Raw genomic sequence first — 25750 nt, 5'->3', positions numbered from 1 at the left:
CGCGGGCGTTCAGGGCACCGGCGCCCACACCGCGCGCTGCAGGTCGCGCTCGACCTCGCTCCACGCGATCGGCGCCACGTCGCCGAGGCAGCGGCCCTCGGCGCCCTCGAGCGCCACGCCCGCCACCGTCTGCTGCGCCTTGGGATCGGCCGCGCCCTGCACGTACCAGCCCTCCTCGACCTGCAGCCAGATCGCCAGGCCCTCGCCCACCGACTTACCGAAGCGATGGACCATTCCGCCGTCGCCGACCTCGCGCTGCCAGCCACGCGCTTCCAGGCCGAGCAGGCCGGCATTCGTCACCGTGCGGCCGGTCCACTGTGGCAGCGCGCGTTGCGTGCGCAGCGCCGGATCGAGCGTGAAGTGCGCCCGCGCGAGTTGCTCGAAGGGCTGCACGATCTCGTAGTCGGCCAGCACCGAGGCCCAGGCGGTCGCCAGCGCGGGGTCGCGTGCCGCGAACTCGAGCGGGTGCGCGATGCCGATGCGCGAGCCCTCCTCGTCGGGCAGCGCGAAGGGATCGTCGTGCGGATCGACCAACTCGCCCTCGGCGCTCACGCGGAAGCTCGCCTCTAGCGAGCCGTTCGCGCCGTTCCCGCCGAACAGCCCCCACACCAGCTGCCGGACGAACACCCGCATCACCGGATGCCGCACCAGGAAGGCCATGAACTCGCCGTGCGTCCAGCGTCGCTGCTCGCACATCGCGGCCTCGAGCCGGCGCAGCTGCGTGGCCGCGACGGTCTTCGCCAGCTTGCGGAGTTCCTTGAGCTGCTCGGTGGCGGCGGTGGCCAGCGCCGCATCGTCGGCGGCATTGGGCTTGGGCAGCGCCTTCAGCGGCTTGCCCGCGTCGTCGCGCAGCAGCGGCTGCAGGCGGTCGTCCATCTGCAGCGCGAAGCGGCGCGGGCCGAAGTCGAGCGCCAGGCCCGCGCGCGCATCGAGCCCGAGCTCGGGCTCCGTGCGGTCGGCCAGCTGCGCCAGGCTCAGGCCGCGTTGCGCCGCCACCTCGTCGAGCAGCGCCGAGGCCCGCGCATTGAGGTCGGCGTAGCGCGTCTGGCGCGCGAGTTCGCCCAGGTGCATCAGCGCGGCATCGCTGCCGATCTCGCCGAGCATCGCGAGCGCGTCGTAGGCGCGCACGCGGTCGAGCGCCGCGCGCCACTGGCGCAGCAGGCTCGCGAGCTGGCGTGCGGTCTCGTCGTCGCCGAGCCGGCCCTGCAGCGCGAACATCCAGCGCTCCTTGCCCGGCCGGCCATTGCCGATCCACCAGGCCAGCAGCGCGCGTGCGAAACGCGCCAGCGCCTCGGGCGCGACCGCGGCCTGCAGCGCTGCGAGGCCGGGGTACGGCGTCTCGGGCTTGCCGAGCGCCATCGTCATCAGCACGTCGGGCAGCAGCGCCGCCGGCAGCGCCCGCGTGGCGTCCTCGGCGAGCACCAGGCGCGGCAGCGTCGACAGCGGCAGCGACTTCGGCAGCACCGGCAGCGTCTCGGGCAGCAGATGTTCGGGCGCGATGGCGAGCAACTGCGACACGGCCTCGGCCGCGACGGGGCCGTAGGCCATGGCCTGCGCATGGACCGCATCGGCATGGCCGGCTTCGTGCAGCCAGCGCAGCGCGGCCTGCGCCGCATCGCGTGCGATGCCCGGTGCGCCGAGCGCGTCGGGCACCAAGCCGCGCGCGGCGGCCTCGGGATAGCGGCCGAGCCAGGCACAGGCTTCCTGCCGCACCCAGCGGTTGCCGTGGAAGCCCTTGGCGATCCAGGGCGCGAGCCGGTCCCATTCGATCACCGCGGCCAGCTCGAACATGGCGCGCGAGCCTTGCTTCAGATAGGGCGGCAGGCCCGGCAGCGCGGCGGTGCCGAAGCGATGCAGCAGCGGCCGCAGGTAGCTCGCGTCGCCCATGTAGTGGCTCGCGGGTGGCAGCCGCGCGAACACCGCCATCGCCAGCGGCTCGGGCAATTGCCAGAGTTGGTCGCCGCAGCTCCACGAATCGCCGGGCGGCTTGCCGAAGTCGTCCGCCGACAGGCTGGCGCCGTGGTCGCCGATCGCGTCCTCGATGCGCTCGGCCTTCAGGCCCAGCATCCACAGCGCCTTGCGCGGGCGGTCCCAGGCCCGGGCCTCGGGCGGCGGCTGCGTCGTGTGGTGCGGGCGTGGGTACTCGGCCAATTGGCGTTCGCCGCGCTGCTGTGCCTCGCGCACTTCCTCTGCCAGCCACTGCGCGGGTTCGCCGCCGACCGGGGGATAGCGCCGCGGCACCGCGTGCTGCCAGTGCAGCCGCGCGGGCTGTTCGACGGCATCGAGCGCCAGCACCGGGATCGAGGGCAGCGCCTGCCTGTCCTTCCAGGGCGGTGCGCGCAGGAAGGCCGGCCACTGCGTGGGTTCGGCGTCGGCCAGTCCACCGCCGTCATCGGCCTGCAGCCGCGCGAGCGCCTTGCGCTGGGGCTCGTCGCAGGCCGCTTCGAGCGGCGCCTGCCATTCGGGATGCGCGGCCAGCAGTTCGAGCACCAGCGCCGCGCCGGCCTGGTGGCGCGCCGGGTTGGCGGCCAGCAGTTCGCGCAGCACCAGCAGCGGCCAGCGCTCGGCCTGCTTCGCGAGCGCCGTCTTGCATTCGGGATGCCGGACCTGGCCCGCGAGGAAGCGCACCGCGTCGACGTGATGGATCGCGAGCAGGTCGGCCAGCGCCTCCTTGCGCGGCGCGGGCTCGAGGAACAGCGGCAGCGCGCCGGTGCCATGCAGCTCGAGCACGCGCAGCCTCTGTGGCCGTTGCTGCCAGGCGGGCTGCGGGTGGCGGTCGATGTGGTCGAGCTGCTCGTGCAGCGGCTGGTTTTCGGACAGCGTGGCGCCGCACTGGCGGCAGGGCGTGTTGCGGAATTCGGCGAGCGCGCCGCGCATCGCCGCCGTCCAGTGGACCGTGCCATCGGGCTGCGCGCCCGGATCGTCACCCTGCTTCCCCTTGCGGCCAGCCGCCATCGCCTCTCCCCGTGGTTGATGCGGGCGGGATTGTCGGGGATGGCCGTGACCGATTCAGGCCGCGCTGCGTGCGCGCCGGCGCGTGTGCGCGAGCCACAGCAGCGCGGCGCCGGTCAGCGCCACCGGCACCAGCGAACCGAGGTTCAGCAACTGCCAGCCCTGGGTCGTCACCAGCACGCCCGAGGCGAAGGAGGTCAGCGCCAGCGTCGCGAACACGCAGAAGTTGAGCGCGCCCTGGGCCCGGTCGCGCTCCTCGGCCGTGTAGGCGGTCAGCGACAGCGTGGTGCTGCCGGTGAAGAGGAAATTCCAGCCCACGCCGAGCAGGCACAGCGCGATCGCGAAGTGCCGCAGCTCCACGCCCGACAGCGCGACCGCGATACAGGCCAGGTTCAGCACCAGCCCCGCGCCCATCACCGGCAGCGCGCCGAAGCGGCGGATCAGGTGGCCGGTGAAGAAGCCCGGCGCGAACATGCCGATCACATGCCATTCGAGCACCAGCGCCGCGTCCTCGAACGGCAGGCTGCAGATCTGCATCGCGATCGGCGTCGCGGCCATCAGCAGGTTCATCACGCCGTAGCCGAGCGCGCCCGCGGCGGCGGCCACGATGAACACCGGCTGCCGCGCGATCTCGGCCAGCGGCCGTCCGCCGCCCTGCGCGCGCGCGGGCGGCGCGGGGAACTCGATGAAGCGCATGAGCGCCATCGACAGCAGCGCCACCAGCGCGAGCGCGAGGTAGGCGCCCGCGAAGGGCACGGCGAACATCTGGCGCGTGGCGGCCGCGAGGTTCGGGCCGGCCACCGCGCCGATCAGCCCGCCGGCCATCACCAGCGAGACCGCCTTCTCGCGCCAGTCGGGCGCCGCGAGCTCGGCCGCCGCGAAGCGGTAGAGCCCCGCGTTGGCGTTGTAGTAGCCCGCGACCACGGTCGCGCAGCACAGCAGCCAGAAGTCCTTCGAGAACGCCGCATAGGCGCACAGCAGCGCCGAGCCCAGCGCCACGGCCAGGCCGATCTGGAACGCGCCGCGCCGGCCGAACCGGCGCTGGCTGCGCACCACCAGCCCGGTGGCGAGCGCGCTGCCGACCACGTAGCCCATCACGGGCAGCGTCGCCATCCAGCCGCGCGGCGCGATCGCGAGGCCGACCAGGCCGTTGATCGCGATGAAGGTGACGTTGTTGGTCAGGAACAGGCCCTGGCAGATGGCGAGCAGCCAGAGGTTGCGATTCATGGGGGAGGAAGCGGCACGGGGGTTGCGGACGACGGGAGAGCCCGCGGTTCTACGCGAACGGGCCGGGCTGCGCCAGCGGGCCAAAAAAAAGCGCCCTCGCGGGCGCCGAATCCTTGATCCGCTTCTTGCAATTCAGGACTGCCGGCCTTGCAGCAGGCCGCTGAGCGAACCCAGCAGATCTTCATGGTTGCCGAGCCCCTGCTCGGGCACCTTGCCATGCGGCGTGAGCTGATCGATCAGGGCCGGCAGCATGGTGGCGAGCATCGGCAGCAGGGTCTGCGCGTTGATGCCGAGCTTCGAGGCGATGCTGGCGATGGTGTCGCCGCCCAGCGCGTCCTGCAATTGGCCGCCCGAGACCGGCAGGTTCTCACCCTTGCCGACCCACGAGCCGATGACGTCGCCGAGGCCCGCCTGCTCGAATTTCGAAACCAGGCCGCCGAGGCCGCCTGCACCGCCGTTGTTGGCGAGCAGGCCGCCCAGCGCGCCGGCCAAGCCTCCCAGATCGCCCAAGCCGCCGAGTCCTCCGCTTTGGGGCTGCTGCTGCGCAGCGCCTCCGAGCACCTGACCGAGTACCGAGTCGAGCAATCCCATGGCTTTTTCCTTGGTGTGTGACAGAACCGCGGGATTTTCCCAGGCGGTGGAATGTTGCCGAAATCTTGTTTGCTGACTTTCGGCTTACAACGTGACAAATTACTTGGTACGTGCCGCGCGTTTGGGCAGCAGGGCCGGACTCACGCCCGGAACGCCGACCAGGCCGAGCACGGTGACCAGCGAATTCTGCGCGCCTTTCCATCCGTCTGTCACGTCGATCCACTCGTTGGTCGAATGGGATCCGCCCGACTTGCCGCCGCCGCCGATGATGATCGCGGGGATGCCCAGCGAGATCGGCACGTTGGCATCGGTGCTGCCGCCGCGCAGCAGGGTCTTGTGGCCGAAGGCGCTGTTCGAGCGCACCGCGGCCTCCACGATCACCGAGTCGGTCGGCGTGCGACCGCCGGGCCGGTCACCGATCAGCTTGGTGCTCACGCTCAGCGTGTTCACGTTCCAGCGCTTGTTCTCCTCGGCCACGGCTTCGTCGAGCGTGGCCAGGATCTTCTTCTCGGCCTCGAGCAGCGAAGCCATGTCGTCCGAGCGGATGTCGATCGCCATGCGCGCGTCGGGCGCGATGGTGTTGACCGAGGTGCCGCCGCCGACCGTGCCGACCGTGAAGGTGGTCTTGGGGAAGCTGGGCGTGCGCACCTCGGCGATCTTGGCGATGGCGCGGCCCATGCCGTGGATCGCGCTCGGCACCTGGCCGAAGGCGCCGAAGCTGTGGCCACCCGGGCCCTTGAAGTTCACCTCGTAGCGATGGCTCGCGGTGCCCAGCACCAGCACGTGGCCGTCGGGCGAAGGCTCGAGGCCGACCATGCCGTCGATGTCGAGGTGGTCGCGGAAGATCGCCTTCATGCCGCGCAGATTGCCCAGTTCTTCCTCGCCGACGTTGGCGACGAACAGCAGGTCGCCCTGCGTCTGGACCTTGTTCTCGTTGAGCACCTTGAGCCAGGACAGCAGCACGGACAGGCCGCGCGTGTCGTCGGCGATGCCGGGCGCATAGAGCCTGCCGTCGCGTTCCTTGACCTTCACGTCGGTGCCGGTCGGGAACACGGTGTCGAGATGGGCCGAGACCAGCAGCTTCGGGCCGTGGCCCGTGCCCTTGCGCAGGCCGACCACGTTGCCTTCGGCGTCGATGCGCGCATCCGACAGGCCGAGGGCCTTCATGCGCGCGAGGAAGGCCTCGGCGCGCTTCTGTTCCTTGAAGGGCGGCGCCTCGATCTCGGTCAGCGTTTTCAGCTCTTCCACCGTGCGCTCGTGGTCGGCCTTCACCGCGTCGAGCAGCTTCTGGATCGCGGGCGCGGCCATCAGCTGCGTGTAGGCCCGGTCGACTTCGGGGTTCACCTGCGCCGGCGTGGGTGCCACCGGCGCGCTCTGCGCCTTGGCGAGCTGGACGGTGCCGAAAGCCGCCAGTGCGACGGCGAAGGTCAGCGGGGCGAGCCGGGGCGCGCGAAGCGGTCGATGCATGGGCGGGGGATCCTTTGGAAACGATGCAATGGAACGTGGAGTCCCATTGTTCCGAAAGGCCCGCGCTCGCGCGTCGCGGAAAACACCCACGAGGATTCCGGGGGGAGCGGCCGAGGGGGCCGCCGGCTCACAAGGGTGTGAAGAAACCGTAGCGAGCGCCCCGAGGTCGCGCCGAGGACCGGAGCCGTACTCTGTACGGTGAGGACCGCAGGTGCGAGATCGGGGCGCGCAGTAGGTTTATTCACACCTTGTCAGGCGAGCCGCACCAGCGCCGCGAGCGCGGCGGTCTCGGCGCGCAGCACGCGCGGGCCCAGCGTCACGGGCGCGAAGCCGCGCGCGATGGCCTCGGCTTCCTCGGTGCCGCTCAGGCCGCCTTCGGGGCCGCTGAGCACCTGCACCGCGGCCGGGTCGCCACCGGCCTGCGCGAGCGCATCGCCGAGCGCGCGCGTGCCCTCGGCCAGGCTCAGCACGAGGCGCAGTGCCGGGCCGTGCCCGCCGTCGTCCGGCACCGCATCGAGCCAGCCGGAAAACGGCCGCACCGAATGGATCACCGGCACCCGGTTGCGCCCGCACTGCTCGCAGGCCGCGATGGCGATGGCTTCCCAGTGCGCGCGCTTCTTCTCGGCGCGCTCGCCGGTCAGCCGCAACACGCCGTGCGCCGTGACCAGCGGCTGGATGCTCGCCACGCCGAGTTCGGTGGCCTTCTCGACCAGCCAGTCCATGCGCTCGTTGGCCGGCATGCCGACCGCCAGGTGCACGGCGCGCGTCGCCTCGCTCTCGCGCGCCGTGTGCGCACCGACGACCACGCTGACCTCGCTGCGGCCCATGCGCTCGACCGTGGCCGCGTACTCGCCGCCGCTGCCGTCGAACAGCGTGATGGCATCGCCGGGCTGCAGCCGCAGCACCTGCACGTGGCGCGCGGCACCGGGCGGCAGCGCCAGCGTGGCGCCGGCATGCAGTGGAACGGAGCAGTGAAAACGCGGCATTGCTATGAGATTCGTAGCTGCATTCCCATGTTGCATGGGCGATACAGCGTCTCTTTCTTCAGATTCCGTTCAGCGCTTCTTCAGCGATCAGACCCGGCCGTAGGCGAAGCCGGTGGTCGCGGTCGTGCCCTCGACCTCGTCGATCACCCGCAGCAGCGGCGTGAGTTCGCTGTAGCGGCTGGCGGTGGCGCGGATGTAGGCGATGAAGCGCGGCGTGTCGGCGAGGTAGCGCGGCTTGCCGTCGCGCAGCGTGAGTCGCGCGAAGATGCCCGCGACCTTGAGGTGGCGCTGCAGGCCCATCCACTCGACCGCGCGGTAGAAGGCACCGAAGTCCTCGTCGACCGGCAGGCCGGCCTTGCGGGCCTTCTGCCAGTAGCGCACGGTGATGTCGAGCACGAACTCCTCGTCCCAGCTCAGGAAGGCATCGCGCATCAGGCAGGCGATGTCGTAGGTGATCGGGCCGTAGACGGCGTCCTGGAAGTCGAGCACGCCCAGCGGCGTCTTCGCGCGCTCGGCGAGCGTGTCGCCCGGCGCCACCATGAGGTTGCGCGGCATGAAGTCGCGGTGCACGTAGACGCTGGCCGCGGCGAGGTTGCTGTCGACGATCAGCTTGAAGCTGCGCTCCAGCCGTTCCTTCAGCTTGCCTTCGATGGCGACGCCGCGGTGGCGGCCCAGGTACCACTCGGGGAACAGCGACAGCTCGCGCTCGAGCAGCGCCCGGTCGTAGGGCGGCAGCACGCCGGGCTTCGACGAGAGCTGCCAGCGGATCAGCGCGTCGATCGCCTGGTCGTAGAGCGGGCGGCTGGTGTCGGGGCGCTCGGGGTCGAGCACCTCGAGCATGGTCTGGCGGCCGAGATCGTCGAGCAGCAGGAAGCCGTGGGCCTGGTCCCATTCGAGCACCCGCGGCGCATGCACGCCGGCCTCGGCCATGAGCTGCGCCACCTGGACGAAGGGCGTGCTGTTCTCCTTGTCGGGCGGCGCGTCCATCACGATGCGCGTGCCCTCGGGGCCGGTGCCGTCGACGCGGAAGTAGCGGCGGAAGCTCGCGTCGGCGGAGGCGAGCCGCACGGTGTCGGGCAACAGGCGATGCGCCGTCGCGATGCCGGCAAGCCAACCCCGGAACGCTTCGGCCCGTTGCGGATCAGTCCAGGAAATGGCCCCATGGAGGGCTGGGGCCGTGGAGGCCGGGGGCGGGGGTGCTGTCATGGATAATCGATTCTACAAACCGCCTGGCACGGCAACCTCTGCGATCGGCGCCCGATCGGACCGGTTCGCCGCCGGCTCCTGCAACCGGCCGGCCTGCCGCGCCGCCTCCCCCGACGTTTCCTTTGTCCGAACCGATGCCTACGAATCCATGCCCCGACGCCTGGCACCTTGTGCGCTCGCTGCCTTCCTCGGGAGGACGCCGGGCTCTTCTCGGAACGGATCGGCGGGAGGCCTGATGAGCCGACGAGTCGACGTGCGCCGTTCCGGCCCGCCGCTGCCGCTGGCCCTCCTGACGCTGGCGCTGCTGCACGCGCATGGCGCATCGGCGCAGGGTACGGGCCTCGACGGCCCGCTCACGCTCAAGCGTACGCCCCAGCTCGCCGAAACCATTCCGCCGCTGCTGCGCGGCCAGCTGCCCAGCCTCGTGAGCGGCGACCGCATCTCGGGCCGGCCCGACCTCGAGACCGTGGTGGAAGGCAATGCCAGCCTGCGGCGCGGCGAAACTTCCATCACCGCCGACCGCCTCGAGTACTACCAGCCCGACGACCGCGCGCGTGCCACGGGCAACGTGCGCGTCAACCAGGCCGGCAACGTCTACGAGGGCCCCGAGCTCGAGCTCAAGCTCGAGACCTTCGAGGGCTTCTTCAACAACGTGCGCTACACCTTCCTCGCCAATGGCGGGCACGGCGACGCGCAGCGCATCGACTTCGTCGACACCAACGTGTCGGTCGCGCGCCAGGCCACCTACACCACCTGCCGCCGCGAGGACTTCCCCGGCTGGATGCCCGCCTGGATCCTGACCGCCGCCTCGCTCACCACCGACACCGAGGAGAACGTGGGCGTCGCCAAGGACGCGCGGATGAGCTTCATGGGCATCACCACGCCGGCGCTGCCCAGCCTGAGCTTCCCGCTGTCGAACGAGCGCAAGAGCGGCCTGCTGCCGCCCACCATCGGCATCGACAACACCAACGGCATCGAGTATTCGCAGCCGTACTACTGGAACATCGCGCCGAACCGCGACGCCACCATCACGCCGACGCTGATGTCCAAGCGCGGCATCAACCTGGGTTCGGAATTCCGCTATCTCGAGAAGGAATACAACGGCACGATCCGGCTCGACCTGATGGGCAGCGACCGGCTGCTGGGCCAGCGCTTCAACGAAGCCCGTGCCTCGCAGCTGCAGCAGCTGGCCAACGGCCAGATCCAGGCCAAGGACCTCGACCTGCGGCCGCAGCCGAGCTCCAAGCGCTGGGGCATCTGGGCCAACCACCACCAGAATTTCGACGCCAAGGCGCTCGGCCTCGATTCGCTCTCGGCCACCATCAACATCAACCGCGTCAGCGACGACGACTACTGGCGCGACTTCACCCGCACGCCCACGCTGTCGCAGCGCCTGCTGCCCAACGACGCCTCGCTCAACTGGAGCAAGGGCGACTGGAGCGGCGTGGTGCGCGCGCTGCGCTACCAGACGCTGCAGTACAGCCTGGCGCCGATCGTGCCGTCGTACGACCGGATGCCGCAGATCACGGCCAACTACAACAAGTACGACTGGGGCGGCTTCGACTTCTCGTTCACCACGGACTACACGCGCTTTCGCGTGAACCGCATCGCCGCCGGGCAGCCCGGCTACGACGCGATCCAGCAGTCGCAGCCCGACGGCGACCGCCTGTATGCCGTGGCGGCGTTGAGCCGGCCCTTCATCACGCCGAGCACCTTCGTCATTCCGAAGGTACAGCTGCACGCCACCTCGTACAGCTACTACGTGCCGCAGGCCGACATCCCGAAGCTCACGCTCAACGGCGTGCAGTACGTGAACGGCATTCCGTACGACCCGAGCTCGCCGGTGTTCTGGCCCACCTCGTCGAACCGCACGGTGCCGACCTTCAGCCTCGACAGCGGCCTGATCTTCGAGCGCGACGCGAGCTTCTTCGGCCGCGCCTTCCGCCAGACGCTGGAGCCGCGCGCCTACTACGTCTACACGCCCTACCGCGACCAGAGCAAGCTGCCGAACTACGACACGGCCGCCAACGACTTCAGCTTCGCGACCATCTACACCGAGAACGCGTTCTCGGGCAACGACCGCATCTCCGACACCAACACGCTCGCCATGGGCGTGACCTCGCGGCTGATCGATCCCGACACCGGTGCCGAGGCCGCGCGCTTCGGCGTCGCGCAGCGCCTGCGCTTCGCCGACCAGCGCGTCACGCTGCCGGGCGCGAATCCGGTCACGGACCGCGCGAGCGACCTGCTGCTGGGCGGCCAGATCAACTGGACGCCCAAGTGGAGCCTGGACACGGTCATCCAGTACAACCCCGACACCCGCAAGTCCACGCGCAGCGCCATCAGCGCGCGCTACAACCCGGCGCCCTATCACAACGTGAACATCGCGTTGCGCTACCAGGCGCCCAGCGATGCCTACCTCGCGGCCAAGGCGCTGAACCCGAACACCACCACCGTCAACGACGGCAGCAAGTCGATCGACGTCGGCTGGCAATGGCCGCTCAACGACTTCTGGGGTGACAAGGGCAAGGACCTGGGTCCCGGCAAGGGCCAGGGCGGCGGACGCTGGTACGCGGTGGGCCGGCTGAACTACGATCTGCAGGACCGCAAGCTCACCGACGGCGTCCTCGGCGTCGAATACGACGGCTGCTGCTGGATCGGGCGCGTGGTGTTGCAGCGCGTCAGCACCGGCCAGGTGACGGCCAACACCCGCATCATGTTCCAGCTCGAATTCGTCGGTTTCGCCGCCATCGGCTCGAGCCCGATGCAGGCGCTGCGCACCAACATCCAACGCTACCAGCCCCTGCGCACACCGGTCGAAGGGCCGAGCCGCTTCACCAATTACGACTGAGACGAGAGACCGAGCAACGCCATGAAACACATCCGTTCCATTCTCAGCCTGGCCTGCCTCGCCGCGCTGGCCGCAACTGCCGGCGCCCAGCAGGGTTTCCGCTCCGGCGGCGGCATCACCGACATCATGCGCGCCGGTCCGCGCCTGGCACCGCCGGCCGCCCGGCCCGCCGCGCCGGCCGCACCGGTGCAGCGCTCGGCCGAGTTCATCGTCGCGCTGGTCAATTCCGAACCGATCACCAACACCGAGGTGTTGACCCGCGTGCAGCGGCTGATCCAGGAGAACCCCGACGCCGAGCGCGTGCCGCGCCCCGAACTCGGGCGCATGGTGCTCGAGCGGCTGATCTCCGAGCGCGCGCAATTGCAGCTCGCGAAGGAAACCGGCATCAAGGTCGACGAGATCGCCATCGACCAGGCCGAACAGACCGTCGCGCGCCAGAACCAGCTGACCCTGCCCGAGCTGCGCCAGCGCGTGGCCGCCGAAGGCATCAGCCTGCAGGCCTTCCGCAACGACCTGCGCGACCAGCTCCTGCTCACGCGCCTGCGCGGCCGCGAGGTCGATTCGAAGGTCAAGGTCAGCGACGCCGAAGCCGACCAGTTCCTGCAGGACCAGCGCAACAGCGGCGGCAAGGGCGACCCGTCCATGCTGAATCTCAACCTTGCGCAACTGCTGGTGGCCGTGCCCGAGAACGCCACCGACGCGCAGGTGGCGCAGGCGCAGCAGAAGGCCCAGGGCCTGGCGCAGCGCGCGCGCGCCGGCGAGGACTTCTCCAAGCTGGTGCAGAGCAACTCCGACGCCCCCGATCGCGCCAATGGCGGCGCGATCGGCATGCGCACCGCCGACCGTTATCCGCCGCTGTTCGTCGAGGCCGTCCAGTCCACGGCCGTGGGCGGCATCGTCGGGCCGGTGCGCTCGTCCGCCGGCTTCCACGTCGTCAAGGTGATCGCCAAGGAACAGGTCGGCTCGGCCGACGCGGTGGTCACGCAGACCCATGCGCGCCACATCCTGCTGCAGAACGATCCCAAGCGCACCACCGAGCAGGCGGTGGCGCAACTGGCCGAATTCAAGCGGCGTATCGAGGCCAGTGGCGGCAGCGTCGACTTCGCCAGCCTGGCGCGCGACAACTCGCAGGACGGCAGCGCCAAGGACGGCGGCGACCTCGGCTGGGCACGCCCGGGCATGTACGTGCCGGAGTTCGAGGAAGCCATGAACCGCCTCGCGCCGGGCCAGATCAGCGATCCCGTGGTGTCGCGCTTCGGCGTCCACCTGATCCAGGTGCTCGAGCGCCGCAACGTCAAGCCGAGCCAGGACGAGCAGCGCGAAGCCGCCCGTGCCGTGCTGCGCGACCAGCGCACCGAGGAAGCCTTCAACACCTGGGCGCAGGAAGTGCGCGCGCGCGCCTACGTCGAGTTCCGCGAGCCCCCGCAGTCCTGATCGACACACGATGGCGCACATTCCCAGGAAGCGCTTCGGTCAGCACTTCCTGTCCGACGGCGGCATCATCGACGCGATCGTGCGCGAGATCGCGCCGCAGCCTGGCGACCCCATGGTCGAGATCGGCCCCGGCCTCGCGGCGCTCACGCAGCCGCTGGTCGAGCGGCTCGGCCGGCTCACCGTGATCGAACTCGACCGCGACCTCGCCAAGCGGCTGCGCAGCCATCCGCAGCTCGAGGTGGTGGAGTCCGACGTGCTCAAGGTCGATTTCGCGGCGCTGGCGGCGAAGGTGCCGACCACCGCGCTGCGCGTGGTCGGCAACCTGCCCTACAACATCTCCACGCCGATCCTCTTCCACCTGCTGGGCTATGCCCACCTGGTGGCCGACCAGCACTTCATGCTGCAAAAGGAAGTGATCGACCGCATGGTGGCGCGGCCCGCCACCTCGGACTACAGCCGCCTGAGCGTGATGCTGCAATGGCGCTACGAGATGGAGAACGTGCTGTTCGTGCCGCCCGAGAGCTTCGATCCGCCGCCGCGCGTCGACAGCGCCGTGGTGCGCATGGTGCCGCTGGCCACGCCACCGGCGGTCGATGCGAAGCGGCTCGAGGAGATCGTGCAGGTCGCGTTCAGCCAGCGCCGCAAGCTGCTGCGCCACACGCTCGGCAAATGGCTCGACGAGCACGGCTTCGCCGGCGAATTCGACACGCAGCGGCGCGCCGAGGAGGTGCCGGTCGACCAGTACGTGGCGCTGGCGCAGACGCCGGGGCTCGGCTGAAGCGGCCGAGCCGTTGCGCGGACCGCAAGAGAAACGAAAAAACCCGTCGATGACGGGTTTTTTCTTGCGGTGCCGGAACGCGCCCGGCGAGCGCTTCCTTCTTGGCTTCCTTCTTGATTACGCCGCGGCGAGCCAGTAACCCGCGTTGAACGGGCTGCTCATGCGCAAGGCGAGCGGCGAGACGTCGACCAGTTTGTCGGTCGGCATTTTTTCGCCGGTGGGTTCGTCGGTCGCGGTGGCCGTCACCGCGGGGGGGACGGTCGCCGGGTCGATCTGGATGCCATCGAGGGTTGCCGCGCTGGTCGGCTGGGCCTCGTTCGCCCGTTCTGCTTGGCTGGTTTGTGCAGAACGGGCTACAGAAAAGAATAGAAGCACCGGAAGGGCACCTTGCGGTCGCCCCAGTAGTCCGACGCGTCGCGGAAGATGTCGAGCAGCTGCTCGCGCGCTTCCTTGTCGAACTTGCCGTTGGCCGGGATCTGTTCGAGAACGATCACGAAACCGGGCTGCGGGCCCGATTTATGCAACGGATCGGTCATGCAGTCGTACAGCGCGTCGAAGTTCTTGCCGAAGTGCGCCGGAAAGGTGAACTGCTGGGCGATCAGGTCGAGCACGTCCTGCTTGGTCTGTGCGTTGCCGAGGTTGGCATACAGGAAGTGCTGGCCCGCCGCGTTGGCGGCGTCCTGCAGGTCGCTCACGCGGAACGCGCGAATCGATTGCACGATGTTCGGGCGTACGGCACGAAGGGATAAAGTCATCTCCGCTGGTCTTTCCATAGTCATCATCATTTCTTCGGGGCGCTTCGGTGCGCCGCTCAAGTCGTTGTCGTCGCTCATGGCGTGATCCGTCTGAAACTCGCGTAGTGGTCCGCCGTGTACCAGCAGGCCTCGGGTGCCGTTCGCTTCTCGCCGCCGCACACGATGCGCCGGGCACCGCGATCGCGCGATCCGGGCGTGCTCACCGTGTACTCGCGATAGTGGCCGCGCCGGGCCGAGGGCAGGAGCCGCTCGCGATTGCCGAACACCGAGCCGTCCTTGTCGTACCGGAAGGGACCGCCGTTCAGGATGGCTTCGTAGGTACGCTGGCCTTGCACCGGCAGCTCGGCCAGCGCAATCGTTTCCTGGGCGGTGGAATTCCCGGCGCCGAACCATCCGCGGGCCTCGGCCCCCGTCGTCGCCAGCGCTGCCAGCATGAAGCCGGTGAGCGCAAACTTAGCGACAGAGGACGTGATCGAGGCGCAAGACGCCATCGCCATAAAGAGGCACCACAAGAAAAGAGCGGGGGGTTCGGATCAGCGATCAACCTTGGGGTTAACCCGCAAATCCAAGCCCGCGAGTGTGCACCACGCTGGCGAAAATAGCAAGCGACTGCCCAAAGTTTGAGCAGCATCGAGGGCTTGACAGGGACGCCATAAGTTGGCGTCCACTCTCGAAGAAATGCTTGCTAAAGCTTAACGTTCTGCGTTGGCGTCGGCCACCGTGAGCGCCGACATGTTCACGATGCGCCGCACGGTAGCGCTCGCCGTGAGAATGTGCACAGGTTTGGCCGCTCCGAGCAGCACCGGGCCGATCGCGATGTTGCCGCCGGCCGCCGTCTTGAGCAGGTTGTAGGAAATGTTGGCCGCGTCGATGTTCGGGAAAACCAGCAGGTTGGCGTCGCCTGCCAGCGCGCTGTGCGGCATGACCACCGCGCGCTGCTTGCTGTCGAGCGCCACGTCGCCGTGCATTTCGCCATCGACCTCGAGCCAGGGCGCCTGCACGCGCAGCAGGTCGAGCGTCTTGCGCATCTTCAGCGCGCTTGGCTCGTTGCTGGTGCCGAAGTTCGAGTGCGACAGCAGCGCCGCCTTGGGCTTGAGGCCGAAGCGCATCATCTCCTCGGCCGCCATGGTCGTGATCTCGGCCAGTTCCTCGGGCGTCGGGTCGTAGTTGACGTGGGTGTCGACCAGGAACACCTGGCGGTCGGGCAGCAGCAGGCCGTTCATGCAGGCATACACCGGCACGTCCTGCGGGGTGCTGGCGCAGCCGCCGGGGCGCTTGCCGATCACCTGGTCGATGTAGTGCAGGTGGATCAGCGTGGTGCCCCAGGTGCCGCAGATCATGCCGTCGACCTCGCCCTTGTGCAGCAGCATCGCGCCGATCAGCGTGAGGCGGCGGCGCATCTCGATCTTGGCGACCTGCACCGTGATGCCCTTGCGCTCGGTCATGCGGTGGTAGGTCTGCCAGAAGTCGCGGTAGCGGTGGTCCTGCTCGACGTTGACCACGTCGTAGTCGAGCTCTTCCTTCAGGCGCAGGCCGAACTTCTCGATGCGCTGGGCGATGATGGCCGGGCGGCCGATCAGCGTCGGGCGGGCGATGCCCTCGTCGACCACGATCTGCGCGGCGCGCAGCACGCGTTCTTCCTCGCCCTCGCAGTAGGCCACGCGCTTCTTCGGCGCGCGCTTGGCGGCGTCGAAGATCGGCTTCATGGTGGTGCCCGAGGCATAGACGAAGCTCTGCAGCTTGTCGCGATAGGCGTCCATATCCTTGATCGGACGCAGCGCCACGCCGCTTTCCTCGGCCGCCTTGGCCACGGCCGGCGCGATCTTCATCATCAGGCGCGGGTCGAAGGGCTTCGGGATCAGGTATTCGGGGCCGAACGACAGCTTCTCGCCGACGTAGGCGGCCGCCACGCGCTCGCTCTGCTCGGCCTGCGCCAGCTCGGCGATGGCATGCACCGCGGCGATCTCCATCTCGTCGGTGATCGTGGTCGCGCCCGAGTCGAGCGCGCCGCGGAAGATGTACGGGAAGCACAGGACGTTGTTGACCTGGTTCGGATAATCGGTGCGGCCGGTGGCCATGATGATGTCGTCGCGCACCGTGCGCGCGTCTTCGGGCGTGATCTCCGGATTCGGGTTGGCCAGCGCGAAGATCACCGGGCGCGTCGCCATCTTGGCGACCATCGCGGGCTTGAGCACGCCGCCGGCCGACAGGCCGAGGAACACGTCGGCACCCTCGATCACCTCGGCCAGCGTGCGCGCCGTGGTGTTCTGCATGTACTGGCGCTTGTCGTCGTCCATCAGTTCGGTGCGGCCTTCGTAGACCACGCCGGCCAGGTCGGTCACGAACACGTTCTCGCGCTTCAGGCCGACCTTGAGCAGCAGGTTCAGGCAGGCCAGCGCCGCGGCGCCCGCGCCCGAGGTCACGAGCTTCACGTCGGCGATGTCCTTGCCGGCCACCTTCAGGCCGTTGAGCATGGCCGCCGCCACGGTGATCGCCGTGCCGTGCTGGTCGTCGTGGAAGACCGGGATCTTCATGCGCTTGCGCAGCTCGCGCTCGACGTAGAAGCAGTCGGGCGCCTTGATGTCCTCGAGGTTGATCGCGCCGAAGGTGGGCTCGAGCGCGGCGATCACCTCGACCAGCTTCGCGGGGTCCTTCTCGTCGATCTCGATGTCGAACACGTCGACGCCGGCGAACTTCTTGAACAGGACGCCCTTGCCTTCCATCACCGGCTTGGAGGCCAGCGGTCCGATGTCGCCGAGCCCCAGCACCGCGGTGCCGTTGGTGATGACCGCCACGAGGTTGCCGCGCGCGGTGTACTTGAAGGCGTTGGCCGGGTCCTTGACGATCTCCTCGCAGGGCGCGGCCACGCCGGGCGAGTAGGCCAGCGACAGGTCGCGCTGGTTGACCATCTGCTTGGTCGCGGCGATCGAGATCTTTCCGGGGACCGGGAACTCGTGGTACTCGAGGGCGGCACGTCGAAGTTCGGCGCGTTTGTCTTCGGGCGAGGGAGTCGAGGATGACGAAGGGGTCGTGTCAGACATGTGCCGTTGCTCCTGAGGCGCTTCTTCTGGGGGCGCCGATTGTAGACCTCGGACGATGACGGACTATGACGCCTGGCCAGGGTGCAGCCATGACCAAAATGACCAAAAGCACGGGTCCGCGGTCAAGTCGCTGTGGCAATATGCCAAGTCCGCACAAAAACCCTCTAGAGGAGCGCAGCCATGGCCCTGATGGATTTCATCAAGAAACAGTTCATCGACATCATCCAGTGGACCGAGTCCGGCGATGGCACGCTGGCCTGGCGCTTCCCGATGGCGGAGATGGAAATCCAGAACGGCGCCTCGCTGACGGTGCGCGAGTCGCAGGTCGCGGTGTTCGTCAACGAAGGCCAGGTGGCCGACGTGTTCGGCCCCGGCATGTACAAGCTCAGCACGCAGACGCTGCCGGTGCTGACCTACCTGAAGAACTGGGACAAGCTCTTCGAGTCCCCGTTCAAGAGCGACGTCTACTTCTTCAGCACGCGCCAGCAGGTCGACCAGAAGTGGGGCACGCCGCAGCCCATCACCATCCGCGACAAGGACTTCGGCGCCGTGCGCCTGCGCGCCTTCGGCAACTACTCGTTCCGCATCGGCGACGCCAAGCTGTTCCACACCGAGATCTCGGGCACGCGCGACACCTACACGGTGGCAGACCTCGACGGCCAGCTGCGCGGCCTGGTGCTGCAGAACATCAGCAACGCCATCGCCTCCAGCGGCGTGCCCTTCCTCGACCTCGCGGCCAACCAGATCCAGTTCGCGCAGGCGCTGGCCGCGCAACTGGTGCCCGAGTTCGCCAAGATCGGCATCAAGCTCGAGAACATCACGGTCCAGAACGTCTCGCTGCCCGAGGAACTGCAGAAGATCCTCGACCAGAAGATCGGCATGGGCATGGTCGGCAACGACATGGGCAAGTTCATGCAGTACCAGACGGCGCAGGCGATCCCCAAGTTCGCCGAAGGCGCTGCCAACGGCGGCGGCATCGCGGGCGATGCGATGGGCCTGGGCGCCGGCGTGGCGCTCGGCCAGGTGCTGGCGCAGAACCTCGCGCAGGGCCTGAGCCCGAACGCGGCGGCGCAGGCCGCGGCCGTCCAGCAGCAGCCGGCGGTGGCGGTGGTGAACCCCAACGACGTGATGACCACGCTCGAGAAGCTCGGCGAACTCAAGACCAAGGGCATCCTGACCCAGGAAGAGTTCGACGCCAAGAAGGCCGAACTGCTCAAGAAGCTGGTCTGACCCGGCGCTATGTTCTGTATAGCGCCTGACGCCCGCTCGACGGGCGTGAGAGGCATGATCGGCTGGAAGAATGCTGCGGGCCCGGCGCCCGCGCGTGCGCGCCATGGCTGAGGAAGCCGGCGGCACCCAGCGCTACTACCGCGCGCCCTGCCCCGGCTGCGGCGCGCCGGTCGAGTTCCGATCGGCCCAGTCGACCCATGCGGTCTGCCCCTACTGCCAGAGCACCGTCGTGCGCCAGGGCGACACGCTCGCGCGCACCGGCAAGATGGCCGAGCTGTTCGACGATTTCAGCCCGCTGCAGCTGTTCGCCGCGGGCCGGATCCAGGACAAGCCCTTCACCATCGTCGGCCGGCTCCAGTACAAGTACGCCGGCGGCCGCTGGACCGAGTGGATCGCGGCCCTCGATGGCGACCGCACCGGCGTGCTCAGCGAGGACAACGGCGCCTACGTCTTCTCGCTGCCGTTCGAACTGCAGCGCACGGCGCCGCCCGCGGCCGACCTGCGCGTGGGCGCCACCAGCGCCTTCAACGGCCAGAGCTACACCGTCGCCTCGAACGAGGAAGTGACGCTGGTCTCGGCGCAGGGCGAACTGCCGCACCTGCCCGAGCTCGGCCGGCCGTTCCAGGTGGTCGAGCTGCGCAACGACAAGGGCCTGGTGCTGAGCCTGGACTACGGCTCGCAGCCGCCGGCCGCCTCGCTGGGCCGTTCGGTCGATCTCGAATCGCTGCAGCTCACGGGCCTGCGCGAGGATTCGGCCAAGGACGAGAAGGGCCGCAGCTTCAACTGCCCCAACTGCGGCTCGCCGGTCACGCTCAACCTGGCCGACAGCAAGAGCGTCACCTGCCGCTCGTGCAACAGCATCATCGACCTCACGCAGGGCATCGGCGGCGAGCTCAAGCACGCGGCGCAGAACGAGCCGGTGCGCCCGCTGATCGCGCTGGGCAGCATGGGCCAGCTGCAGGGCGCCCAGTGGCAGGTGGTGGGTTTCCAGCACCGCATGGGCAGCGAGCCCGGCGACGACGAGCAGTTCGGCTGGGACGAATACCTGCTCTACAACAAGAAGCGCGGCTTCAGCTTCCTGGTCGACGCCGAGGACGGCTGGAGCATGGTGCGCCCCACCACCGGCGCGCCGGTGATGGCCGAGAACGGCAGCACCGCCACCTACCTCGGCAAGCGCTACCAGCAGCAGTACGCCTACAACGCCGAGACCACCTACGTGGCCGGCGAGTTCTACTGGCAGGTCGAGCGCGGGCAGAAGACCTTCAACCGCGACTTCGCGGTCGGCGGCGCCCTGCTGTCGATGGAGCGCTCGGTCAACGAGCTCACCTGGTCCTCGGGCAGCAAGATCGACAGCGGCGCGGTCGCCACGGCCTTCAAGCTCGATGCCAAGAAGGACCTGTTCGAGCGCTCCGACGCGTCGCCGGTCAGCGCGGCCTCGGGGCTGGGTTGCGGCACGATCGTGGTGATCGCGATCGTGATCATCGTGCTGCTCATCATCCTGAGCACCTGCAGCAGCAGCGGCGGTTCGGGCGGCGGCTACCGCAGCTCGGGCGGCTCCTACGGCGGCTCCTCGAGCGGCGGCGGCCACAAATGACGAAGATCGCGCTGCCGATTCATCGACTGATAGATACAGATACGACTGGAGGTCCCCATGGGATTTGAATGGCTGAAACCTGGCGTGGTCCTCGGATCGCTCGTGTACGCGCTGATCGGCGTGGTGATCTTCTGGCTCTGCTTCCTGATCATCGACAAGATCACGCCCTATGACCTGTGGGGCGAGATCGTCGAGAAGCAGAACGTGGCACTGGGCCTGGTCGTCGCCGCGATGAGCCTGGGCATCAGCATCATCGTCGCCGCCGCCATCCATTGAGCGAGGAGCAGGCCCTGTCCGCGCGCCCGGCCGATGCGCGCGGGCCGCAGCCCGTCGAGATCGCGCTGCTCGCCAGCGTCTTCGTGGTGGCCGCCTGCGGGCTGGTCTACGAACTCAGCGCGGCGGCGCTCAGCTCCTACCTGCTGGGCGACTCGGTGCTGCAGTTCAGCACCATCATCGGCACCTACCTGTTCGCGATGGGCGTGGGCTCGTGGCTGTCGCGCTATTTCGACCGCCAGCTGCCGGCCCACTTCCTGCGCATCGAGCTGATGGTGGCGCTGATCGGCGGCGCGTTGCCGGCGGTGCTGTTCCTGGCCAATGCCTACGCGCCGGGTGCGTTCCGCCTGCTGCTGTACGGGCTGGTGGTCGTGGTGGGCACGCTGGTCGGGCTCGAGATCCCGCTGGTGATGCGCATCCTGCGGCGCAACGTCGCGCTCAAGAACCTGGTGTCGCAGGTGCTGACCTTCGACTACCTCGGCGCGCTCGCGGTGTCGGTGGCCTTCCCGCTGATCCTGGTGCCGCAGCTCGGCATGATCCGCACCGGCCTGCTGTTCGGCTTCATGAACGCGGCGGTGGCGGTGTGGGCGCTCTGGCTGTTCCGCCACGAGCTGCGGCGCGTCGGCGCGCATGCGCTGGCCTGCTTCCTGTCGCTCGCGGCGCTGCTGGGCGGCTTCATCGGCGCCGACCACATCACCACGCTGGCCGAGGACAAGTTCTACCAGGACCGCATCGTCTTCAGCGCCACCTCGCCCTACCAGCGCATCGTGGTCACGCGCGGGCTGCTCGGGCACCGGCTGTTCCTCAACGGCAACCTGCAGTTCGCCGAGCGCGACGAGTACCGCTACCACGAGGCGCTGGTGCACCCCGTGATGGCCGCGCATGGCGCGCCCAAGAAGGTCGCGGTGCTCGGCGGCGGCGACGGCATGGCGGTGCGCGAGGTGCTCAAGTACCCCTCGGTGGAATCGGTCACGCTGGTCGAGCTCGATCCGAACATGACGAAACTGTTCACCGACCACGAGACGCTGGCCGCGCTCAACGGCCATTCGCTGTCGTCGCCGAAGCTCAAGATCGTCAACACCGATGCCTTCCAGTGGTTGCAGCAGCGCAGCGACGACGACCTGTTCGACGTGATCGTGGTCGACTTTCCCGATCCCACCAACTTCGCTATCGGCAAGCTCTACACCAACAGCTTCTACGCGCTGCTCGACAAGCGCCTCGCGGCCAGCGGCTACGCGGTGATCCAGACCACTTCGCCGCTGGTGGCGCGCAAGAGCTTCTGGACCGTGGCACAGACGGTGGAGTCGGTGGGCCTGACCGCGACGCCCTATCACGTGCACGTGCCGAGCTTCGGCGAATGGGGCTTCATCATCGCGAGCCACCGCCCCTACCGGAAGCCCGACGCGCTGCCCGCGGGCCTGCGCTTCCTGTCCGCGCCCACGCTGCCGCTGATGTTCGACTTCCCGCTCGACATGGCGCGCGTGCCGGCCGAGGTCAACCGGCTCTCCAACCAGGTCCTCGTCACCACCTATGAGCAGGAGTGGGGCAAGGTCATGGCACATTAAATGGTCCTCCCCCAGGCTGCGCGGCACTGCGTGCCGCTTCGCCAACCCCCTCACCGGGGGCGACACCAGTGGCCCGGCAAAGCCGGTTCCACGGTGTCTCCCGAACAGGCCGCGCGACGCGGGCCCTTGGCAGACCGCAGGCCGGGTGCAGTTCGTTGGCTCGGCGAGGTGATGGCGGCATGGGCATGAGGCGACGCGGCTTCCTCGGCACGGTCGGCGCCGCCGGTGCGCTCGCGCTCGCCGGCTGCGATGCGCCACCGCCCATCGAAGGCGGCTTCACCGGCATCGACATGGCGCGCGGCCACGCGATGCGCGACGGCACGCTGAAGTCGCGCGCGCCCGCGAGCACGCGCAAGACCCGCGTGCTGATCGCCGGCGGCGGCGTCGCGGGGCTCGCGGCGGCGCGCGCGTTGCGGCTGGCGGGCATTGACGATTTCGCGCTGCTCGAGCTCGAGGACAGCGCGGGCGGCAATGCGCGCGGTGGCACGGTCAACGGCATCGCCTGCCCGCTCGGCGCGCACTACCTGCCGGTGCCCGGCGACGATGCGCGCGAGGTGCAGGACCTGCTCGAGGAACTGGGCCTGCGCCGGCGCGTGGCCGGCCGCTGGGAATACGACGAGCGCACGCTGTGCCACAGCCCGCAGGAGCGGCTGTTCTTCCACGGCGAGTGGCAGGACGGCCTGCTGCCGGTGCATGGCGTGGGCGCCGACACGCAGGCGCAGTACCGCCGCTTCGCGCAGCGCATCGACCAGCTCCAGCATGCGGCCCACTTCGCCATTCCCACGCTCAAGGTCGCGGTCACGCCCGAGTTGCTGGCGCTCGATGCGCAGGCCTTCTCGGCCTGGCTCGACCGCGAGGGCTTCAGTGACGACCACCTGCGCTGGTACCTCGACTACTGCTGCCGCGACGACTACGGCGCGGGCATCGAGCAGGTCTCGGCCTGGGCCGGCATCCACTACTTCGCGAGCCGGCACGGTTTCCACGCGCCCGGCGATCCGTCGGGCAGCGCCAACGACACCAACCCCGAGCGCGACGGCGTGCTGACCTGGCCCGAGGGCAACGGCTGGCTCACGAAGCAGCTGGCCGCGCCGCTGGGCGAACGGCTGCGCACGGGCCAGGTGGTCGTACGCATCGCCGAGGTGCGCGGCGGCGTCGAGGTCGATGCCTGGGATGCCGCCTCGCAATCGCTGGTGCGCTGGCAGGCCGCGCATTGCATCGTCGCGCTGCCGGTGTTCGTCGCCGCGCGCGTGGTCGAGAACGCGCCCGCGGTGCTCGTGCATGCCGCCGCGCACGTACGCCATGCGCCGTGGCTGGTGGCCAACGTGCACCTGCGCGGCCCGCTGGTCGACCGCCCCGGCGCCGCACCGAGCTGGGACAACGTGGTCTACGGCACGCGCGGCCTCGGCTATGTCGATGCGCGCCACCAGACGCTCGACCCCACGCCGCGCGGCACCGTGCTGAGCTGGTACCGGCCGCTGGGCCCGAGCCGCTACGACGCGGGCGACGGCCGCCGCCTGCTGCTCGAGCGGCCCTGGACCGGCTGGCGCGACGACCTGCTGGCCGAGCTTTCGGTGCCGCACCCCGACCTGCCCGCGCTGGCCACGCGCATCGAGATCACGCGCTACGGGCATGCCATGGCCATTCCGCGGCCCGGCCTGCTGGCGCAGATCGGTTCGCAGCGCACCGCGCCCGACGATGCCCACCGCGGCAGCGTGATCGCGGGCCGGCTGTCGTTCGCGCATGCCGACTGGTCGGGCTATTCGATCTTCGAGGAAGCCTTCACGCGCGGGCATGTGGCCGGAGCGAGCCTCGCATGAAGACGCTGGTGCTCGGCGGCTACGGCAACTTCGGCGCGCGCATCAGCCGCGCGCTGGCCGCCGATACGGCCATCGAGCTGCTGGTGGGCGGGCGCGATCTCGAACGGGCGACGGCCTTCACGCAAGGGCTTGCGGGCGGGGCGCGTGCCGTTCGCGTCGATGCGCAGTCGCCGGATTTCGCGCGGGGCTTGCGCGAGCTCGGCGTCGAGCTCGTCATCCATACGGCCGGTCCGTTCCAGAACCAGGACTACCGCGTGCCGCAGGCGGTCGCCGCCGCCGGCGCGCACTACATCGACCTGGCCGACGGACGTCGCTTCGTCTGCGACTTTCCCGCGGCGCTCGACGGCGCCTTCCGCAACGTGGGCCGCACGGCCGTCACGGGCGCTAGCACCGTACCGGCGCTCTCCTCGGCCGTGGTCGACCAACTCGCGGCCGGCTGGCAAGGCATCCGCGGCATCGACATCTGCATCGCCCCGGCCCAGGGCGCGCCGCGCGGCGAGGCCACGCTCGCGGGCGTGCTCGCCTACTGCGGCGCGCCGATCCGCGTCTGGCAGCACGGTCGCTGGACCGAGCAGCCCGGCTGGGCCCGGCCCTCGACCGTGCGCTTCGCGCGCATGCGCCCGCGCCGCGGCGCGCTGTGCGACATCCCCGATCTCGAACTCTTCCAGGCGCGGCATGCCGGCGTGCAGTCGGTGATGTTTCGCGCCGCGCTCGAGGTGGGCCTCACGCAGCAGGCCTTCGCCTTCCTGGCGGCCCTGCGCCGCATCGGCGTTCTGCCCGCGCCGCAGAAGCTGGCACCGCTGCTGCATGCCACGGGCGGCCTGTTCGACGTGTTCGGCAGCGCGCTCGGCGGCATGGTGGTGCGCGTCGAAGGCACCGACGCACGAGGCGCCGTCGCGCACCGCGCCTGGCACATTGCGGCCGACGACAACCATGGGCCGGAGATTCCCTGCATGGCCGCCATCCTGCTGGCGCGCCGGCTCGCGCGCGGCGATGCGTTGCCGGTGGGCGCGCAGGCCTGCATGGGCTTGCTCGCGCTGCCCGAGTTCGAACCCGAGTTCGCGCGCTGGGGCATGGTGACGGACGTGGTCGACGAAACGCCGCGAATGCCATGACCCGCCCGGCCGACGACGACCGCCTGCTGCGCCTGAGCCTCGTCGCGGTCTGGCTGGTGACGGCCGTCATCAGCATCGTCGAACTCGACGGCCAGAGCCGTCGGGTGCTGGCCGAGGCCGGCATCGCTTCGCCGCGCTGGCTGGTGCAGCTGCTGATCGTCGGCGGCGCGGCGGCCGACCTCGTCGTCGGTCTCGCGCTGTGGTGGCGCCCGGGTCGCGCCACCTACCTCGCGGCGCTCGGCCTGCTGCTGCTCATGACGGCCGTCGCCACCGGCCTGCAGCCGGCGCTGTGGCTGCATCCGCTGGGCCCGCTGCTCAAGAACCTGCCGATCGCCGCGCTGCTGTGGCACCTGTACCGACGCGCCACGCCATGAACACCTATCTGGTCCTCAAGTGGCTGCACATCGTCTCCAGCGTGCTGATGGTCGGCACCGGGCTGGGCTCGGCCTTCTACATGTTCTTCGCCAACCGCAGCGGCAGCGTGGCGGCGCAGGCGGTGGTGAGCCGGCTGGTGGTGCGCGCCGACTGGTGGTTCACCACGCCCACCGTGATCCTGCAGCCGGCCACCGGCTTCGCGCTCGCCCACATGGCGGGCTGGCCGTTGTCCACGCCGTGGCTCGCGCTGTCGCTGGGGCTGTTCGTGTTCGCGGGCGCCTGCTGGCTGCCCGTGGTGTGGCTGCAGATCCGCATGGCCGCGATCGCCGGGCAGGCGCAGCGCGACGGCCTGCCGTTGCCGCCGCTGTATGCACGCTACCAGCGCTGGTGGGAGTGGCTCGGCTACCCTGCCTTCGTGGCCATGGTCGTGGTCTTCTGGCTCATGGTGAACAAGCCCGCGCTCTCGCCCTGAGCCGGGCCGGGGCGCGGGCCT

21 protein-coding genes are annotated in these 25750 nt (G+C 69.5%); 11 read left to right on the top strand and 10 right to left on the bottom strand.

Annotation, left to right across the window (positions count from 1 at the left end; genetic code table 11):
- Nucleotides 1-9 precede the first annotated feature (9 nt).
- The 6 genes from R0232_RS34045 to R0232_RS34020 form a co-directional block, all read right to left on the bottom strand.
- Nucleotides 10-2955 (bottom strand): DUF4132 domain-containing protein, encoded by a 2946-nt coding sequence (locus R0232_RS34045; protein WP_431510861.1) that lies wholly within the window; start codon nucleotides 2953-2955, stop codon nucleotides 10-12.
- Between the two features lie 54 nt (nucleotides 2956-3009).
- Entirely contained in the window at nucleotides 3010-4179 is a 1170-nt protein-coding gene (locus R0232_RS34040; protein ID WP_431510860.1) for an MFS transporter, read from the bottom strand.
- 132 nt (nucleotides 4180-4311) lie between these two features.
- Nucleotides 4312-4770 (bottom strand): YidB family protein, encoded by a 459-nt coding sequence (locus R0232_RS34035; RefSeq protein WP_431510859.1) that lies wholly within the window; start codon nucleotides 4768-4770, stop codon nucleotides 4312-4314.
- A 99-nt stretch (nucleotides 4771-4869) separates the two neighbouring features.
- Nucleotides 4870-6237, bottom strand: coding sequence for a M20/M25/M40 family metallo-hydrolase (locus R0232_RS34030; RefSeq protein ID WP_431510858.1), 1368 nt, complete (start codon nucleotides 6235-6237; stop codon nucleotides 4870-4872).
- 251 nt (nucleotides 6238-6488) lie between these two features.
- Entirely contained in the window at nucleotides 6489-7223 is a 735-nt protein-coding gene (locus R0232_RS34025) for a 16S rRNA (uracil(1498)-N(3))-methyltransferase (RefSeq protein WP_431510857.1), read from the bottom strand.
- An 87-nt stretch (nucleotides 7224-7310) separates the two neighbouring features.
- Nucleotides 7311-8429 carry an aminoglycoside phosphotransferase family protein gene (locus tag R0232_RS34020; RefSeq protein ID WP_431510856.1) on the bottom strand — a complete coding sequence of 373 codons (1119 nt, stop codon included), beginning with the start codon at nucleotides 8427-8429 and terminating at the stop codon, nucleotides 7311-7313.
- Nucleotides 8430-8664: 235 nt separating this feature from the next.
- Here R0232_RS34020 and R0232_RS34015 point away from each other — a divergent pair, with 235 nt between their 5' ends.
- Genes R0232_RS34015 through rsmA form a run of 3 tightly spaced genes read left to right on the top strand, consistent with a single transcriptional unit; the run spans nucleotide 8665 to nucleotide 13492 of the window.
- Nucleotides 8665-11280, top strand: a complete 2616-nt coding sequence (locus R0232_RS34015) for an LPS-assembly protein LptD (RefSeq protein ID WP_431510855.1) — start codon at nucleotides 8665-8667, stop codon at nucleotides 11278-11280.
- A gap of 21 nt (nucleotides 11281-11301) precedes the next feature.
- A complete protein-coding gene (locus R0232_RS34010) occupies nucleotides 11302-12714 on the top strand; it encodes a peptidylprolyl isomerase (protein WP_431510854.1) in 1413 nt (470 codons plus the stop codon).
- A 10-nt stretch (nucleotides 12715-12724) separates the two neighbouring features.
- Nucleotides 12725-13492: a 16S rRNA (adenine(1518)-N(6)/adenine(1519)-N(6))-dimethyltransferase RsmA gene (gene rsmA, locus R0232_RS34005; protein WP_431510853.1), complete on the top strand. Its 768-nt coding sequence runs from the start codon at nucleotides 12725-12727 to the stop codon at nucleotides 13490-13492.
- Between the two features lie 117 nt (nucleotides 13493-13609).
- On the opposite strand, the gene R0232_RS34000 is transcribed toward rsmA, so the two are convergent.
- The 4 genes from R0232_RS34000 to R0232_RS33985 form a co-directional block, all read right to left on the bottom strand.
- Nucleotides 13610-13867 carry a hypothetical protein gene (locus R0232_RS34000; RefSeq protein ID WP_143129161.1) on the bottom strand — a complete coding sequence of 86 codons (258 nt, stop codon included), beginning with the start codon at nucleotides 13865-13867 and terminating at the stop codon, nucleotides 13610-13612.
- On the bottom strand, nucleotides 13846-14271 hold the full coding sequence (locus R0232_RS33995) for a barstar family protein (protein ID WP_093344142.1): 426 nt from the start codon (nucleotides 14269-14271) through the stop codon (nucleotides 13846-13848). Before R0232_RS33995 ends, R0232_RS34000 begins: the two co-directional genes overlap by 22 nt.
- Nucleotides 14272-14321: 50 nt before the next feature.
- Entirely contained in the window at nucleotides 14322-14738 is a 417-nt protein-coding gene (locus R0232_RS33990) for a ribonuclease domain-containing protein (protein WP_093344141.1), read from the bottom strand.
- 201 nt (nucleotides 14739-14939) lie between these two features.
- Nucleotides 14940-17288, bottom strand: coding sequence for an NADP-dependent malic enzyme (locus tag R0232_RS33985; protein WP_093343554.1), 2349 nt, complete (start codon nucleotides 17286-17288; stop codon nucleotides 14940-14942).
- Nucleotides 17289-17468: 180 nt separating this feature from the next.
- On the opposite strand from R0232_RS33985, the gene R0232_RS33980 reads away from it, so the two are divergent.
- The 8 genes from R0232_RS33980 (at nucleotide 17469) to R0232_RS33945 (ending at nucleotide 25729) form a co-directional block, all read left to right on the top strand.
- On the top strand, nucleotides 17469-18518 hold the full coding sequence (locus R0232_RS33980) for an SPFH domain-containing protein (RefSeq protein WP_208513839.1): 1050 nt from the start codon (nucleotides 17469-17471) through the stop codon (nucleotides 18516-18518).
- A 103-nt stretch (nucleotides 18519-18621) separates the two neighbouring features.
- Nucleotides 18622-20112, top strand: coding sequence for a DUF4178 domain-containing protein (locus R0232_RS33975; RefSeq protein ID WP_431510852.1), 1491 nt, complete (start codon nucleotides 18622-18624; stop codon nucleotides 20110-20112).
- Between the two features lie 57 nt (nucleotides 20113-20169).
- Nucleotides 20170-20388: a DUF350 domain-containing protein gene (locus R0232_RS33970; RefSeq protein ID WP_019653703.1), complete on the top strand. Its 219-nt coding sequence runs from the start codon at nucleotides 20170-20172 to the stop codon at nucleotides 20386-20388.
- The gene (locus tag R0232_RS33965) at nucleotides 20385-21950 is read left to right on the top strand and encodes a polyamine aminopropyltransferase (protein WP_431510851.1); all 1566 of its coding nucleotides are present in this window, start codon (nucleotides 20385-20387) and stop codon (nucleotides 21948-21950) included. Before R0232_RS33970 ends, R0232_RS33965 begins: the two co-directional genes overlap by 4 nt.
- A gap of 185 nt (nucleotides 21951-22135) precedes the next feature.
- Nucleotides 22136-23767: an FAD-dependent oxidoreductase gene (locus R0232_RS33960; protein WP_431510850.1), complete on the top strand. Its 1632-nt coding sequence runs from the start codon at nucleotides 22136-22138 to the stop codon at nucleotides 23765-23767.
- Nucleotides 23764-24882, top strand: coding sequence for a saccharopine dehydrogenase family protein (locus tag R0232_RS33955; protein ID WP_431510849.1), 1119 nt, complete (start codon nucleotides 23764-23766; stop codon nucleotides 24880-24882). The genes R0232_RS33960 and R0232_RS33955 overlap by 4 nt, the downstream gene beginning before the upstream one ends.
- Nucleotides 24879-25256, top strand: coding sequence for a DoxX-like family protein (locus R0232_RS33950; protein WP_431510848.1), 378 nt, complete (start codon nucleotides 24879-24881; stop codon nucleotides 25254-25256). Before R0232_RS33955 ends, R0232_RS33950 begins: the two co-directional genes overlap by 4 nt.
- Nucleotides 25253-25729, top strand: coding sequence for a DUF2269 family protein (locus R0232_RS33945; protein WP_208513843.1), 477 nt, complete (start codon nucleotides 25253-25255; stop codon nucleotides 25727-25729). Before R0232_RS33950 ends, R0232_RS33945 begins: the two co-directional genes overlap by 4 nt.
- Nucleotides 25730-25750: the final 21 nt, after the last annotated feature.

The organism is Variovorax sp. DAIF25 (assembly GCF_050711835.1).
In the GTDB taxonomy this organism is placed as follows: domain Bacteria; phylum Pseudomonadota; class Gammaproteobacteria; order Burkholderiales; family Burkholderiaceae_C; genus Variovorax.
Note: the sequence above shows the minus strand (reverse complement) of the source record. Positions and strands in the feature narration are given on the sequence as shown.

Bases quoted from the DNA above. Each gene is read 5' to 3' on its own strand.
- R0232_RS33955 (WP_431510849.1), top strand. From the start codon at position 23,764: ATGAAGACGCTGGTGCTCGGCGGCTACGGCAACTTCGGCGCGCGCATC.
- R0232_RS33970 (WP_019653703.1), top strand. From the start codon at position 20,170: ATGGGATTTGAATGGCTGAAACCTGGCGTGGTCCTCGGATCGCTCGTG.
- R0232_RS34010 (WP_431510854.1), top strand. From the start codon at position 11,302: ATGAAACACATCCGTTCCATTCTCAGCCTGGCCTGCCTCGCCGCGCTG.
- R0232_RS33985 (WP_093343554.1), bottom strand. From the start codon at position 17,288: ATGTCTGACACGACCCCTTCGTCATCCTCGACTCCCTCGCCCGAAGAC.
- R0232_RS34035 (WP_431510859.1), bottom strand. From the start codon at position 4,770: ATGGGATTGCTCGACTCGGTACTCGGTCAGGTGCTCGGAGGCGCTGCG.
- R0232_RS34015 (WP_431510855.1), top strand. From the start codon at position 8,665: ATGAGCCGACGAGTCGACGTGCGCCGTTCCGGCCCGCCGCTGCCGCTG.
- rsmA (WP_431510853.1), top strand. From the start codon at position 12,725: ATGGCGCACATTCCCAGGAAGCGCTTCGGTCAGCACTTCCTGTCCGAC.
- R0232_RS34030 (WP_431510858.1), bottom strand. From the start codon at position 6,237: ATGCATCGACCGCTTCGCGCGCCCCGGCTCGCCCCGCTGACCTTCGCC.
- R0232_RS33995 (WP_093344142.1), bottom strand. From the start codon at position 14,271: ATGACTATGGAAAGACCAGCGGAGATGACTTTATCCCTTCGTGCCGTA.
- R0232_RS33950 (WP_431510848.1), top strand. From the start codon at position 24,879: ATGACCCGCCCGGCCGACGACGACCGCCTGCTGCGCCTGAGCCTCGTC.
- R0232_RS34020 (WP_431510856.1), bottom strand. From the start codon at position 8,429: ATGACAGCACCCCCGCCCCCGGCCTCCACGGCCCCAGCCCTCCATGGG.
- R0232_RS33960 (WP_431510850.1), top strand. From the start codon at position 22,136: ATGAGGCGACGCGGCTTCCTCGGCACGGTCGGCGCCGCCGGTGCGCTC.
- R0232_RS33945 (WP_208513843.1), top strand. From the start codon at position 25,253: ATGAACACCTATCTGGTCCTCAAGTGGCTGCACATCGTCTCCAGCGTG.
- R0232_RS34040 (WP_431510860.1), bottom strand. From the start codon at position 4,179: ATGAATCGCAACCTCTGGCTGCTCGCCATCTGCCAGGGCCTGTTCCTG.
- R0232_RS34025 (WP_431510857.1), bottom strand. From the start codon at position 7,223: ATGCCGCGTTTTCACTGCTCCGTTCCACTGCATGCCGGCGCCACGCTG.
- R0232_RS33980 (WP_208513839.1), top strand. From the start codon at position 17,469: ATGGCCCTGATGGATTTCATCAAGAAACAGTTCATCGACATCATCCAG.
- R0232_RS34045 (WP_431510861.1), bottom strand. From the start codon at position 2,955: ATGGCGGCTGGCCGCAAGGGGAAGCAGGGTGACGATCCGGGCGCGCAG.
- R0232_RS33975 (WP_431510852.1), top strand. From the start codon at position 18,622: ATGGCTGAGGAAGCCGGCGGCACCCAGCGCTACTACCGCGCGCCCTGC.
- R0232_RS33990 (WP_093344141.1), bottom strand. From the start codon at position 14,738: ATGGCGTCTTGCGCCTCGATCACGTCCTCTGTCGCTAAGTTTGCGCTC.